Origin of the sequence: Candidatus Alcyoniella australis, assembly GCA_030765605.1 — a bacterium.
GTDB classification, from domain to species: Bacteria; Lernaellota; Lernaellaia; order JAVCCG01; family Alcyoniellaceae; genus Alcyoniella; species Alcyoniella australis.
On the sequence record JAVCCG010000112.1, the window covers coordinates 1 to 14545 of the forward strand.

Annotated in this window: 11 protein-coding genes; 4 read left to right on the top strand and 7 right to left on the bottom strand. The window is 63.5% G+C overall.

Annotated elements, in window-relative coordinates; genetic code table 11:
- Both P9M14_13310 and P9M14_13315 read right to left on the bottom strand, forming a co-directional pair.
- A partial coding sequence (locus tag P9M14_13310) for a glycosyltransferase (GenBank protein MDP8256723.1) occupies positions 1 to 2302 on the bottom strand: 2302 nt, incomplete at its 3' end.
- Between the two features lie 2 nt (positions 2303 to 2304).
- The gene (locus tag P9M14_13315) at positions 2305 to 3945 is read right to left on the bottom strand and encodes an alkaline phosphatase family protein (protein ID MDP8256724.1); all 1641 of its coding nucleotides are present in this window, start codon (positions 3943 to 3945) and stop codon (positions 2305 to 2307) included.
- Between the two features lie 186 nt (positions 3946 to 4131).
- Here P9M14_13315 and P9M14_13320 point away from each other — a divergent pair, with 186 nt between their 5' ends.
- Both P9M14_13320 and P9M14_13325 read left to right on the top strand, forming a co-directional pair.
- Entirely contained in the window at positions 4132 to 5259 is a 1128-nt protein-coding gene (locus P9M14_13320; protein MDP8256725.1) for a hypothetical protein, read from the top strand.
- Positions 5256 to 6452 carry an MBOAT family O-acyltransferase gene (locus P9M14_13325; protein MDP8256726.1) on the top strand — a complete coding sequence of 399 codons (1197 nt, stop codon included), beginning with the start codon at positions 5256 to 5258 and terminating at the stop codon, positions 6450 to 6452. Before P9M14_13320 ends, P9M14_13325 begins: the two co-directional genes overlap by 4 nt.
- A 115-nt stretch (positions 6453 to 6567) precedes the next feature.
- On the opposite strand, the gene P9M14_13330 is transcribed toward P9M14_13325, so the two are convergent.
- The 4 genes from P9M14_13330 to P9M14_13345 form a co-directional block, all read right to left on the bottom strand.
- Positions 6568 to 7758, bottom strand: a complete 1191-nt coding sequence (locus P9M14_13330; GenBank protein MDP8256727.1) for a phosphodiester glycosidase family protein — start codon at positions 7756 to 7758, stop codon at positions 6568 to 6570.
- Positions 7751 to 8878 carry an AI-2E family transporter gene (locus tag P9M14_13335; GenBank protein MDP8256728.1) on the bottom strand — a complete coding sequence of 376 codons (1128 nt, stop codon included), beginning with the start codon at positions 8876 to 8878 and terminating at the stop codon, positions 7751 to 7753. The genes P9M14_13330 and P9M14_13335 overlap by 8 nt, the downstream gene beginning before the upstream one ends.
- Positions 8875 to 9513 (bottom strand): CDP-alcohol phosphatidyltransferase family protein, encoded by a 639-nt coding sequence (locus P9M14_13340; protein ID MDP8256729.1) that lies wholly within the window; start codon positions 9511 to 9513, stop codon positions 8875 to 8877. The genes P9M14_13335 and P9M14_13340 overlap by 4 nt, the downstream gene beginning before the upstream one ends.
- Before the next feature lie 73 nt (positions 9514 to 9586).
- On the bottom strand, positions 9587 to 10768 hold the full coding sequence (locus tag P9M14_13345) for a 4Fe-4S binding protein (protein ID MDP8256730.1): 1182 nt from the start codon (positions 10766 to 10768) through the stop codon (positions 9587 to 9589).
- 134 nt (positions 10769 to 10902) lie between these two features.
- On the opposite strand from P9M14_13345, the gene sfsA reads away from it, so the two are divergent.
- Positions 10903 to 11661, top strand: a complete 759-nt coding sequence (gene sfsA, locus P9M14_13350) for a DNA/RNA nuclease SfsA (protein MDP8256731.1) — start codon at positions 10903 to 10905, stop codon at positions 11659 to 11661.
- Entirely contained in the window at positions 11658 to 12569 is a 912-nt protein-coding gene (locus tag P9M14_13355; protein ID MDP8256732.1) for a hypothetical protein, read from the top strand. Before sfsA ends, P9M14_13355 begins: the two co-directional genes overlap by 4 nt.
- 999 nt (positions 12570 to 13568) lie before the next feature.
- Here the strand turns inward: P9M14_13355 and P9M14_13360 are convergent.
- Positions 13569 to 14459, bottom strand: coding sequence for a type II secretion system protein N (locus P9M14_13360; protein MDP8256733.1), 891 nt, complete (start codon positions 14457 to 14459; stop codon positions 13569 to 13571).
- Between the last annotated feature and the right edge of the window lie 86 nt (positions 14460 to 14545).

Below are 14545 nucleotides of genomic sequence, written 5' to 3' on the forward strand. Positions count from 1 at the left end.
GCTCGTCCTGGTGCTTGGTTCCCTCCTGCTCCAGCCGTTGGCGCAGGATCTGCGCCTCGCTGCGCAGGGCGTCGCTCTCAACAGCCGACTTCTTGGCCGACTCGGCCATCAGCTGCTCGTGGCGCAGGTCCTTGGCCTCAAGCTGCGTTTGCAGCGCGCGCAACCGCTCGTCGCGCTCGTTGCTCAACTGCTTGAGCTCGTCTTGATGCTTGGACGCCGCCTGCTCAAGCCGCTCGCGCAGAGTTTGCGTCTGTTTTTGCAGCGACTCGAGCTCGGTCGAGGATCTTTTAGCAGCTGATGCCAGCGTACGCTCGTGGCGCAGGTCCTTGGCCTCAAGTTGCGATTGCAGCGCGTGCAGCCGCTTGTCGCGCTCACGGCTGAGCTGCTTGACCTCCTGCTGGTGCAGGGCCGCGGACTGCTCGAGCCTGTCGCTCTGCCGTCCGGCCTGCTCGCCCAGCCGCGCCACCTGCAGCTCCTGGGCGGTCTTGATCTCGCGTATCTCGGCGTCGCGTTGTGTCGCGAGCTGCTTGAGCCGCGCCTCGTAATCCAGCCGCGCCTGCTCGCCGCGCTTGTTCAGCGAGCGAATCTCGGCGTTGAGCTCCTTCTGCGCCGCGGCCGCGGACACGGACGCCTGCTCGAGCTTTTCCCCGACCTTGGCCAGCTGTTGCTCGTGGCGGGCCTTGATGCGCTCGATCTCCACGGACTTGGCGTCGGCGAGCTTGGTCAGCCGCTTCTGGAACTCGCGCTTCTCAGCCTCGAACCCGTCGCGCAGGGCGCCGAGGCGCGCCTCGTTGTCGCGCACCAGCCCGGCGATCTGCTGCTGCAGCTCGGCCAGCGATTTGTCGCGACGCTCGACCTCGCGCTCGATCTTCTCCTGGGACTTGCGCGATTCCTTCTCGGTCTGGGACAGCTTGCGGTCGTGCTCCACGCTGACCTGGCGCAGGTGCTTGTCGTGCTCCAACGACAGGTCGCGCAGCTGGGCATTGAGCCCCTCGATCACCCGACTCTTGTCCAGCAGGTCGACCTGGCCCTTGGTCGTGGCCTCGCGCAGCTCCTTGTGCAGCTTGACCAGCTCGTCGTCGCGCTCGCGGATCTTGCCCAACGACTCGGAGCGGATGTAGCTCTTAAATCCGTCGATCACCGAGCTGCGTTCTTTGCGGCGCACGGGCTTGTCCACCCACCGCGCCAGCGGAGCCACGGTGCGGTCCCAGGTGTAGCGCTCGCGCACCAGCCGGCGGGCGTTCTCGCCCTTGGCGCGCACCGCGTCGGGATCGGCGACTATCAGCTTGATCGTCTCCTTGATCGCCGCCTCGTCGTCGGGCGGAATCACCCAGCCCGCGTCATACTCGCGGATCGGCGCGGACAGCTCGGCGTAGTCGCCGTAGATCACCGGCAGCCCGCACCACAGGTATTCCACGGTGCGCGTGGTCACGGCCAGCCGACGCTCGTTGTTGGGCTGGAACAGGTCGTAGGCCACGTCCGCGCCCAGGTAGGCTTCGATCAGCTCGTCGTGGCTGACCAGACCCTGCAATTGGACGTTCTTGCGGTGCGCCAGTTTCTCGCCGACGTCGGTGAAGATTCCGCGGTTGTTGCGATACAACGGGTGATCGTAGTCCACCGGCGCCTCGCCCACGAACAGCTCCAGCCGCGCCCCTTTGGAGCGGGCCACGCTCGCCGCCAGCAGATCCAGCCCCGGGTCGGGGTCGATCCAGGGCCAGTTGATCCCGCCGTAGACAAAGCTCGCGCCCGCATCCTTTGGGCGACGGCGGCGCTTGGGCAGCTTGGGATCCATGCCCAGCGGCACCACCAGCACCTGGGCTTCGCGCGGCTCGGCCCCGGCGAGCATGAACCAACTCAGGAAGTAAGTCTGCTGCATCTTGCCCGGACAAATCAGCAGGTCGGCCTTCTGCAGGGTCTGTATCTTGCTCAGCGCGTCGGTGGTGAAGTTGCCCTGCCCCTTAAAGCTGTTCTCCAACGCAAGCGATCCGTGCAGGTCGATGACCACCGGCACCTTGACGTCGTCCAGGTAGGTCGCCAAACCCCACTGCTCGAAGAGCACCACGTCCGGACCCAGATCGACGATCAGGCGGTTGAGGCTCTCGGGCGTGTGCGCGTATTTCTTGATCGAGTCGGGCAGGTCCCCATCGCCGTTTACAAGCTCGGAGGGCAGGCTGTAGGTCACACGATGGCCGAAGGTTTTGAGCCCCTGACCCAGGCTGAACACGCGCAGTCCGCCGCCGCAGACCGCCTTGCCCGGCAGCGGCAGCATCTCGCCGGTGACTATCAGTACGTGCCGTTTCACATTCAGACCATATATCCCAATCCGGCGAGCCGTTGCCGAATCTGTTCGTTCTGTTCGCGACTCGGAGGTTCGAGGTCGCGCTGGATTGCCGCGGGCTCGTACTGGACCGCAGCGCTCGCGCCCGCCAGCGGCTCGAGCAGCCGTCCGTCGCACTGCGCGGGCACGGGCAGGCCCAGCAAATGCAGAACGGTCGGCGCGATGTCGATCAGCGAAGCGCCCTGCAAGCGCGTCCCGGCCTCGATCCCGCGGCCGTGAGCGATCAGTATGCCGTTCTGCCGATGATTTCCCGTGTGCGGAATCACCGGTTGAACGACGAGCTGATCGGCAAGGAACTCGCACGCGCCGCGCGTGATGTAGGCGTAGTCGCGCATCCGCAGCACGATATCCGGTGCCGCGTGCAACTGCGGCCCGTCGTACAGCTCGTCGCAAAACCAAACCTTGTCCACGATCGGCAGACCGTCGTCCGGATCGACCAGCCCGGCGAGCAGCTCGCGCAGTTCCTCCCGCGCGAGGTGATAATCGCGGCCGGGCCAGACCGCGCCCTGGGGCTCCCGGCCTCGCAGATTGATCGAGACGTTGCCGAACAGGCCGTGGGCAAAGGCGCGCGTGCGCGGCCAGTCCACGGTCTCGAAACTGCGCAGCCGCGGATCGATCCGGCCCTGGGCAATCGCCGCATCGGACTGCGGCAGCGCTTGCAGCGGCCCGGTCACCAGCCCCGCGTGCCACGCGTGACGCGGGTCGTCATCGTGCTCGGGTTCCACGTATTGCTCAGCCGCGCGACGCACCAATTGCGGGTCGAAGCACAGCAGTCCGGCCTGGATCAGCGCGTGGTTGAGGTTCACGTCGCGCTCGAGTCGGCCGAAGCCGTGGTCGCTGATCAACAGCAGGGTATCGTCCGGGCCAAGCATGTCGAGCATCGCGCCGACAAAGCTGTCGGCCTGCTCGTAGGCGCGCACGATCGACGCGGCCGCCGGGTCGTTGATCCCCAGGTCGTCGGCCTCAAGGTCCAGCCGACCGAAAAAGGCGTGGGACGTGCGGTCGATCCCCAGCAGCACGGGTACGAACAGTTGCGGACGATAGCGCTCGAACAATCCCAAACAGGTCGCGCAATGCACCCTATCGAGCTGCTCCACGTCCTGGATAAAGGGCTGCTCGCCGTCGTACCAGTGACGCATCACGTCCAGCCGGTAATCCGGACAGATCTCGAGCACCTCTCGCCAGAATTCGTCCGGATAGGTCCCGAGCTTGACCGAGGGCGCGTGCATGTCACCGAGCATGAAACCGTTGACCGGCCTAAAAGGCCAAGAAAGCGGCATATTTATCACGCCGACGCTCTTGCCGTGGCGTGAGGCGGTTTCCCACAGCGCCTCGCCGTGACGCTGCGCCGCAGTGACCAGCTCGATGTTGTAGGAGCCCGGTTTGCGCTGGCCAAAGTCGAACACGCCGTGACGGCCGGGGTTGGTCCCCGTGGCCATGCTGGCCCAGGCCTGGGGCGTCAGCGGGTGGATCGTCGAGTTCAGCTCGCCCCGCGCTCCGTGGTCGATCATCCGGCTGATGTGCGGCAACCGCCCCGAACGGACCAAGGGGTCGATCAGGTCGAACGTCGCGCCGTCCAGGCCGATGACTGCTACTGTGCCAGACATAGCTACACCTCTACCATTCGGGCCGATGCACCGATCGCAGGCACACTTCGGCTCGGACGGTGAACGTCTATCTTAAGAGAATCGCAAGGGAGTGTCCAGCAAACAGGCCCTGCCGGATCAATGGCGAGACTTGACTTGCATTGCTCCCGGCCGTTACCATTTCCGATTGGGAAAAGAGGCGCGCGATTGGCTCAACCCCGTGATATAAATAATTATTTTAAAATCGCCGGACGGATCCTGCGCATCGGTCTGACTTTGTTCGCCCTGGTCTGGCTGCTCGATTGGGCGCTGTTGGGCTATTTCGACCGCCCCAACCTGCTGCTGCGCAACCAGACCGCGTCGATCTCGGCCATGCCCTATCTGCTCGAGGATTATCACGATCATCAGGGCCGACGCGTGGCGTTCCTGGGCAGCTCGGTAATCGCGGGCAACCTCTACACCCTGCCCCAGGAAGCCGCGCCCTATTTGGTCGAGCGCCGATTGCGCGGCGAATACGGCATGACCAACTTGCGCGCCTTCAACCTGGCGGTGCCCGGGATCACCATGGGCGATTGTTATCTGCTGCTCTCGAGCCTGGCCGACGATCCGCCGGACTTGGTGGTGCTGACGATCAACGTCAAGTTCTTCTGCAGCTATGTGGTCGACGCGGCCGCGATCCGCTACTCGCGGCTGTGGGGCCTGGCGCGGCCCAAGGAGCGCGATTGCGCGGCAGCGCGCTCGGGGTTCAGCCGTCGGCAACGCTTTGAATCGCTGCTGGGCAACTCCATCGCCCGACGCTGGGCCATGCCGCGGCTGCTGCCGCTGTACAACGAGATCATCTTCGGCCGCCAAAACCCGCTGAACACGGCCCTGGCCGGCAACGTGCTCAGCGCGTCCGCGCCGGACTTGGTCGAGCCCGCGGGCTCCCCGGATTTCCTGCGCCAGCCCGACCGCTGGCGACGGCTCGAGCCAGGACGCGTGGACCTGCTGCGCACGGTCTACGAGCAAATCGTGCCGGTGGAGGAAAACAGCAACTTCTTCTTCCTGGAGCAAGTGCTCGAGCTGCTCGGACGCGAACAGATCCCCGCGGTGGTCTACATCACGCCGCTTAACAGCGAGTTCAACAATCAATCCGGCCTACTGGATCCCACGGCCTACGAGCAGTTCAAACGGCAAATCGCAGTGATGGTCGAGGGCCGCGGCATAGGGCTGCTTGATTTGTCCGACGCGGTGCCCGGCCAGTGGTTCGGCGACCTGGACCACCTGCTCTACCCCGGACACCGGATTTTGGCCCAGCGGCTGGCCGGGCCGATCGCCGCAAAGCTGACGCAATGAGCTGGATCGTCACGGGCTTCGCGCTGTTCGTCTGCCTGGTGTGGGCGGTCTTCATGCTGCTGCCCGCGCGGCTGCGCGGCCATTGGATGCTGCTCGCCTCACTGTGCTACTTCGCGCTCGAGGGCTGGCGCTCGCTGCTGCTGGTGGCGGCCATGCTGCTCTGGGTCTGGCTGTTGGGGCTGCTCGTGGGCCGCGGCAGGCCCAGGCTCGGCGTGGGACTCGGGGTCGCCGGACTGCTGGCGATCTTGGCGGTCGGTAAATATTCCCAGTGGCTGCTCGGGATGTCCGGATCGCTGGCCGCGACGCTTGGACTACAGGAGTTCAGCTCGCCGCAGTGGCTGGCGCCCCTGGGCCTGAGCTACTTCGTGTTTCGCATGATCAGCTATCTGGCCGACGTGTCCTACGGCCGGATCCAGACCGCGGGGCCGCTGCGTTTGGCGGGCTACGTGCTGTTCTTCCCGACCCTGCCCGCCGGTCCCATCGAGCGCTTCGGCGCGTTCGACCCCCAGGCCGTAGCGGGCGCGCGTCCGACCTTCGACGATCTGCGCGTGGGCCTGGGCCGCGTGGCCGCGGGCCTGTTTAAAAAGCTGGTGCTGGCCGACACGTTCTGGGAGCTGGGCCGGGCGCTGAAGTATGCGGATGAGACGCCCACGGCCCTGCTGTGGTTGGCGCTCTACGCCTACACCCTGCACATCTACTTCGATTTCTCGGGCTACTCGGACATGGCGATCGGCATCGCGCGCCTGTTCGGAATCCGCATCCGCGAGAACTTCGATTGGCCCTACGCCCGGACCAACATCGCCGATTTCTGGCGGCATTGGCACATGAGCCTCACGGCTTTCATCACCGAGTACATCTACTATCCACTGGGCGGCAATCGCAGCGGGCAGCTGCGGGCCGGGATCAACACCTTGATCGCCATGGGGCTGTGCGGGATGTGGCACGGCTCGGGCTGGCATTTCCTGGCCTGGGGCCTGTACCACGGCGCGGGGCTGACGATCTATCGCCTGTGGCGCAACCTGCGCAAACAACACGGCCTGTACCGGCCGCAGTCGACCTGGCGCAAATACGCCTCGTGGCTGCTGACCTTGAACTTCGTTGCCCTGGGCTGGGTGATGTTCCTGCTGCCGTTTAAAGAGGCGCTGAGCGCCTACTTGGCGCTGCTGGGAATCCAGGGGGTGCAGTTCAGATGATTAAACGCTGGCTGATCGACGTGCTGATCGGCGCCGGGCTGTTCGCCGGACTGCTGCTGCTGCTGAGCTTCGCCGCGGGCAAACAGGCGCTGTTTATGTACGCGGTGTTTTAGCCTCAGTGCATGCTGAAGGCGCTGATCAGTACCGGGGTTTTGCTGAAGCCGCGCACCGCGCCTTTGTCCTTATCGCCGGCCCAGGCGAGCATCGCCGAGCTGCCGCCGTCGAGGTTTAACGCGTCGACGCAGCCCAGGCCGCCGCGATCCTCGGGCCGGGCGAGCATGTGGCTCAGCTCGCTGAACGACAGCCCGTTGATCACCGCGTCGGTGGTAACAAAGATCACGTATTGGCCGCTGGTGCAGATCGCCGAGCGTCGATCGACCAGCCAGGGATTTTTAAACTCGGTCATCTGGCGGCCGGCGCGCACCAGCCACGGGCCGGTCTGCACCGCGTCCTCGTACTTGTAGGTGCGGAAACCCTGGCGATCGACCAGCTCCAGCGTTTGACCCTTGATCGCCACAACACCGCCGAGCTCTCCGCGGGTCACCAGGTGGCTGCGCTCCTGGTTGTTGATCAGCAGCATGCCCAGCGGCTGGCCCTGTTCGTTGTAGAACCCGCCGTTGATCAGCATCACGGCGCCCATGTTGCTGCGCAGCTTCGAGGCGTAAGTCGATTGCTTGTAGCCTTCGAGCTGTAGTACGTGGAAGTTGTACTCGCCCAGCCGCATCCGTACGCACTCCAGCGTAACTCCGGTTATGTTTCTGCTGCGCTTGAGCTTGATGCTGCGCACCTCCATGGCCGGGGCCACTTGCTGCCAAACTCCGCGCTTGACGATCTCTAGATTGCCACCGGCGTCGCCGCGATACTTGAGCAAGTTATCCTTGATCATCACCACCAAACGGTAGCTGGGTTCCGGGGCGAGGAAATACATCGGCACCGCGGTCAGCGCCGCGAGCAACAGCAGTGTCAGCACCAGCTTGATCAGCCCGCCGAACAATTTCGCGCTCGCCGATTTATCCGAGCGTTTGGCCTTGGGCTTGAGCACGGTGCGGGGCGGCTGTGGCGGCTCGCGTCGCGGCGGCTGCCCGCGACGCAACTGCAGTCCGATCGCATTGATATCGATCGACGCATCGCCGGGGCTGGTCTGTGGAACCTCCTGGGAACGGTCGATCCAGGACGGGTCTTTGGATTCGACCGACTCCTCGTCGCGTTCGAGCTCCTTCCACAGCTTCTCCGTATGGCCCTCGTCGTCGCCTGATTCGTCGACCCGGTCGTCTTTCAAGTCGTGTTTATCTCTTTTATCATCCATCCGCGTCCCCACCGGCGGCGCTAAGGTATTGATCAGAATACCACTTGACAAAGTCTTCCCAAAACACCTTGAGCACCGCGGTGATCGGCAGTGCCAGCAGAATGCCTAAAAAGCCGAGCACCTGTCCCCAGACCATGATCGAAAAAATCACCAACACCGGATGCAGGCCGAGCTTCTCGCCGACGATCTTGGGCGTGATGAAGTTCCCCTCCGCCAGTTGCACCACGACGAACACCGCGCAGACCAGCGCCGGGTGCAGCAGGTCGCCGTGCTCGAGCCAGGCGAGCAACAGCGCCGGGATAATGCCCAGCACCAGCCCGAGGTACGGCACGAAGCTGATCAGGCCGGCGATGATGCCGATCGTACCGCCCAGCGGCACCTGGGCGATCCACTTCAGGCCCACGGCGTAGAGCACGGCGAGCAGCGCGCAGACCATCAGCTGCCCGCGCAGGAAGTTGCCCAGCGCCTCGTCGATCCGACGCAGGTGGTCGACGATTGTCTGTTTGTGTCGCGCCGGCAGCATCGAACGGCAACGCTGGATCAGCGAATCGATATCTTTGAGCAGATAGACCCATGCCACGGGGATCACCACCAGCCACAGCAGCGAGACCGCCACGCTGGAGAGGCTGGAGAAGACCTTGGACAGGGCGGCCGTCGCCGGCTGCCGCAACTTTTGGGCCAGCCAGCCCAGGCGCTGCTCGTCGGCCAGCAGTCGGTCGGTGAACTCCGAGTAGCTGTGCGGCAGCTCGACCGAGAACGTGTCCTCGATCCAGGGCACTACATCCTGTGTGACGCGTTGGGCGTAGTCGTTGGTGCGCTGGCCGACCCGTCCCATCTCCTGGGCCACGCCGGGAAACACGATCAGCAACAGCAGGGCCAGCAGCAACGCCAGCGCCAATATCAGAATCAGAATCCCAAGTGAGCGCCGCACGCCCAGGTTCTCCAGGCGGTCGATGATCGGATCGCAGATGTAGGCCAGCAGAAAGGCCGCGGCAAAGGCGGTAAGCAGGGTGCTGAAGTACCACACCAGGCCCACCGCCGCGATCACGGCAACGACGTAGGTCGCCAGCCGCACCCAGGGATTGTTCCACAGGACATTGAGCGGTACGTGTTGGTTCATTGGATCTCGTCCGTCTCGCGGTCGCCGCCGCGCAGGATCAGCAGGCCGCGGATGAAGTACTTTACGCCCGACCAGACGGTCAGCGCCACGGCAACGGTGATCAGCGTCCAGAACAGCGCACGCGCGTAGTCGGTCCCGGGCCAGTCGGCGGCCACCGTGCTCAGGTAGGCCAGCAGGATCGCGCTCGAGGCGGCGTAGAATTGGAAGTTGGTGCAGACCTTGCCGATCCACAACGGATCGATCGGCACCGGGCGTCCGATCTTTCGCAGGTAGACGATCCCGCCGGTGATCATCAGGTCGCGGGCCACGATCACCAGCGCGATCCACAACGGGATCAGCGGCCGCGCGTTCTCCTCAAGCGGCACCAGCGCCAGCGGCAGGAACGCTCCGAGCTGGGTCAGCTTGTCGGCCAATGGATCGAGGTTGGCGCCGAAATCGGTGCGGCTGTCCAGCAGCCGGGCCAGCAGTCCGTCGAACAGGTCGCTGACCGCCATCGCCACGAACAGCCAGAAGGCGATCTCGTACGAGCGGCGGCACAGCAGCACCACCAGCAGCGGCACGGATGCGGCGCGCGCCACGGTCAGCGCGTTGGGCAGGTTGAAATTCCCCCGCTGCGAGCCGTTGACCGCACTCACCAACTTCTATCCCTCAATGTCTCACCAGCCGTCTGCATAAAGAATTAATTAGATCGCCCCCTTGCGTTGCGTGTCAAGGATCGACGGAATCGGCCGCAGTCACGGCATGGACGGACTCGACGGGCAACGAGGGCGGACCCCAGACCGGACGGTAGTGGATCGCGTCGACCGGGCAGACGCGCAAGCAACGCATACACGAGAAGCAATCCGCGGGCAGCAGGCGTTTGTCCAGCCGGTCCTTGGCCGCGCTCAAGGGGCAGGCCTTTTCGCAGGCGCGGCAGTCGATACAACGCTCGAAGTCGATCCTGACCCTGGTCAGGCTCAGCCGCTCGACGACCCACGATATCAGGCCGAAGGGGCAGATCAACCGACAGAACGGCCGGTAGAAAAACAGGCTCAGCACCAAATAGAGCGCGGCGAAGCCGATTATCAGCATGTCGCTGAAATCGAGGTTGAAAAGATTGAACGGGTTGAGCTTGTGATAGATCACGTAGCCCTTACGGCCGATCACGCCGTAGAGCAACAACAGGAAGACCACGAACAGCAGCACGCGCAGGCCGTTGGTCAGCCAAAACGGCATCCGCCGACGCTTGATTTTGCGCGCCAGCGGCAGCATGTAGATCAATTCCTGCAGCGACCCGAAGGGGCAGGCCCAGCCGCAGACCGCCTTGTTGGCCACGATTGCCAGGGCGAGAAAGAAGGAGGCCAGCCCGAACTTGACCCAGAACGATTCGTAGAGCCCGACCGAGGACTTGAAGACCTTGACCGCGCCCTCCATCGGGTTGGGGCTCTTGCCCAGGGCGAATCCGAGGACCAGCACGCTGAAGATCAGCACCGCGACGTAGACCCACTGCGGGTAGTACGACCGGCGCTGTTTGGGATCGGCGTTGCGCGGGATGCCCAGCTTGAGCAGGTAGGCCATGGCTATCATCACAAGCAACACGTAGAGCGGATACTTCAGATATTGCGCCCCGCTCTCCTCGTGGCCCAACAGATGCGCTACTTGCGCTTCGAGCTGCTGTTGGTTCACGCCCAGCTCGTCAAGGGGCGTGTTCTTATCCACATCGACTGCAAGCTCAAGCTCGTGGGCCAACGCCTGGCCGGTGATCGCCAGACCGGGATGCTGCGCCTTGAGCGCGCCGATCACCTGCCTGATCGTCATTGATGTGTCGATCTGCTGCGGCTCCTGGGCAATGGCAGCCAACGGCGAGCACAGCGCAATGGCGATCAGCAGCACAACAATGGTCCGCTTCATACTCAACTCCCACCGATCGTTGTTTCCCCTAACATATCCCAGTGCGGATCTACGATAAAACACAATCCGCACCCGGTTGACGAATTGCAGGCGATCTCTCAGGCTGGGCGCACCATGCGCAGGCTGGTAAAACCATGATCGTCGACGGTCCGCTGATCAGCGGCAAGCTGGTGCGCCGCTACAAGCGTTTTCTAATGGACCTCGAGCTCGACGACGGATCGCTGCTCACGGTGCACTGCCCCAACTCCGGAAGCATGGAGGGCTGCCTCGAGCCCGGCGCGCGCGTGCTGGCAAGCCCTGGCAAGGGCAAGGGGCGCAAGCTCAGTCACAGCGCCGAATGGATCGAACTCGCGATCGGCTGGGTCGGAATCAACACCATGCGCACGAATCAGATCGCGCGCGAGGCGCTGCTCGAACGTTGGATCCCCGAGTTGGCGCAGTACGACCAAGTGCGGCCCGAGTACAAGATCAGCTCGAGTAGCAGGATCGATTTTCTGCTCCAGGGCAACGGGCTGCCCGACTGCTACGTCGAGGTTAAGAACACCACCCTGCCGATGCCCCAGGGCGCCATCGCCTTTCCCGACTCGAGCACCGAGCGCGGGCGCAAGCATCTGCGCGAACTGATCTTGGCGCGGCAACGCGGAATCCGCGCGGTGATGCTCTACGTGGTCAACCGGCCGGACGGCGAATTCTTTCGCGCGGCCCACGAGAAGGATCCGCAATACGCCGACCTGCTGTGCCAAGCCCTGCAATCCGGGGTCGAGGCCCTGGCTTATCGCACACTGATCCAGCCGCCCGCCGTGCGCCTGGATAGGCCGATACCAATCAAGATCGACGAACAGTGCAACAGCAATTTATCATCAGGCGAGCAACCGCAATCGGAGGATCGATGAAACTCGAGCTGGCAGACGCGCAATGGATCGACCATCCGGCCAACCCGCTGATCGAGCCGCCGCGGCCGCAGTGGATGATCGCCGACCCCACGCTGCTGCCTCCGCAACGCACCCACGACGGACGCTGGCAGATGATCGCCAACAGCGTGGGTTTTTTAAACCGTTACGTCTCGGACGACGGCATCGCGTGGGAGCGTTGCGGTAAGCGGCTGTGCCGCGGGATCAGGCCGCACATCTTCCGGCACGAGAAGACCTACCACCTGTTCTACGAGCTGCACACCCGGCCCTGGCTCAGCGGAATCTATTGCCGCACATCGCAGGACCTGCAAGCCTGGAGCGAGCCCCGGCCGCTGCTGATCGCGGGCCACAACGAGTTCGACGGCCGCGCGATCCGCTTTCTGGGCAACCCGTGCATGGTGCAGACGGGCGACGAGTTTCGGCTGTACTTCAGCTCGGGCTGGATCTGGCTCTGGGACTGCCTGTACTTCGAGCCGGAGTACATCGGCGTGGCAACGTCGCAATCAATCGACGGGCCGTTCACCAGGCGGCCCGGCGCATTGCTCGGGCCGCAGCCGGACAACCCGCTGCTCAACTTCGGCGCGGGCTCGATCAAGGTACTTAACGACGGCGAGGGCGGCTGGTGGGTTTTCAACAACGGGATCTACCGCGACGCCCAAGGTAAATCGCGCTCAGCCATCGTGCTGATGCACTCTGCCGACGGCTTCGAGTTTAGACAGGTTTCGCCCGAGCCGATCGTCGCGCCCGAGCCGGGGTGGAAGAACGCCTTTGTCTACGCCTTTGACCCGGTGGTCTACGGCGACGAGCTGCGGCTGTATTACAACGCGCGCGACGGCTGGTTCCGCGGCTCCGAGCGCATCGGCCTGGCCACAGCCAAGATCAGCACTTAGGGGCACCTTTGAGGTGCCCGCATAGCTCGCATATTTCCCCGATCGTTTAGCGCCGATCTGCCCCGCGTCGCGGGATTGGCTTACTTCCCGACCTTCTTCGCATCGGACGATGGTGGGGAGGGTAATAATGTTGAATAACATTATTGGGTGGGCGCGAGCAGGGCATTGTCGAGGGATTTACGCGCGATGGATCGTTCAGCGCGTTCTCAAAGACCCTTGGTGCATCGAGACAAGCTGTTTACTACGATGATCAATTGGCGGTTGTGGCATGGCACCTGTACCTGCCAAGTCCGATTATCAGTCCATCCACGGATGAGAACGCGCAGAGCGATCCATCACGCTTCAGGTTTTGTCCCGCCACTGCTCGCGCGGGGGAGAAAAAGCGGCGCAGCCCGTCTCGCGCTGCGCCGCCTGCATTTCCACCCCCTGGCGAGCGGTGCGTTGAATCAGGGTTTTCATCCGGAGGGGACCGAAAGACGTCGTGTTCCTCGGGCAACGAAGCGAATCGATTTCGATTAAAAATTGGCCTCGGATTTATGCCGAGAGAAGAGGTGTTGATCAAGGTGGCAAGGTGAGGAGTTTATGAAAACCCTGAGGCAATGCGCCGCTCGCCCCACACACAAAGATCGATTTCTCGATCTTTACTCCGTCTCCCCAACATCTTCCTACGCGGGGAGGCTCGGTGCATTACGACCAGCGAACTACGCGAGTTTTGTGGCGGCTCTAAGCCGCCCGGGCGCGGGGTGGGTCGTGGCGCTACGACCAGCGTACTGCGCGAGTTTCGCAGCGGCTCGAAGCCGCCCGGGCGCGGGGAGGGTCGGTGCATTAAGACCAGCGTACTGCGCGAGTTTTGTGGCACCTCAAAGGTGCCGCGAGTTTTGTGGCACCTCAAAGGTGCCGCGAGTTTTGCAGCGGCTCTAAGCCGCCCGGGCGCGGGGAGGATCGGTGCATTAAGACCAGCGTACTGTGCGAGTTTTGTGGCACCTCAAAGGTGCCGGGTCAGCGCAGGTTGATGGTCAGCGGGATCGTTTGGCCGCCGCGATCGACATCGATCGTAATGCTGGAGGTCGTGCCCAAATCAGCCATCAGGCGCAGCAGCTCGGCGGTATTGTTGGCCGGCCGGCCGTTGATCGAGGTCACGATGTCGCCGCGTTTGAGCCCCATTTGCGACAGCGGGCTGTTTTTCGGAATCCGGCCGAACTTGAAGCCGTCCTCCACGGGTCGACCGCGAATCTGGCCGGCCAGGGCCGCGGGATTCTCGATCATCTGGTCGACGAACTCGCGTGCCACATTAAACTCGCCGTCGCCGACCTCCTCCACCGAGTTCTCCATCGGCGAACCCGAGGACGTGCCGGTGGAACGGCTGCGGCCGATCGAGGTCGATGAGTTGGCGTTCTTGCCGCTGTAGTATGGAATCTGCCGCAGGATCTGTTGTTCGCCACTGCGGTCGATGGTCACCACGCCGCTGTCGATAGCCATGATCGTGGCGTCGGCGAGCAGGGTGTCGCCCAAAGTGTAGACCTCGGTCAGTTTGGAGCCGCGGTCGGTGATGATCGCGTAGCGGCCGTGCTCGCCCCAGATCACCGTTCCGTTGAGCTCGACGTTGAGGTCGGTCTCAACCGCCTCGGAATGCCCCTGGCCGATCAGGTTCTGCCCCACGGCGGCCGAGTTGAACAGCGAACGATCGACGATCATGCGCAGGATCGTGTTGCGCGGCGGCGGCGGTTTGGGACGCTGGACCTGCGCCGAGAGCACGGATGGACTGGCGGCCTGGAGCTTGCCGCTGATCGCCGAGGTGAAGACCCCGGCGGTGAGATAGGCGCTCAGACCCAGGAAGCACAGGGTCAAAGCCCAGAAGTATTTCTTGAGGATTGTGTTTATCAGACCCATGTATTCACCCATCAAAGGCGTAATGCTAATAGCATACCATCTGCTGCCGCACAAGCTCGTATCGTGGACAACTTCACGAATAACCA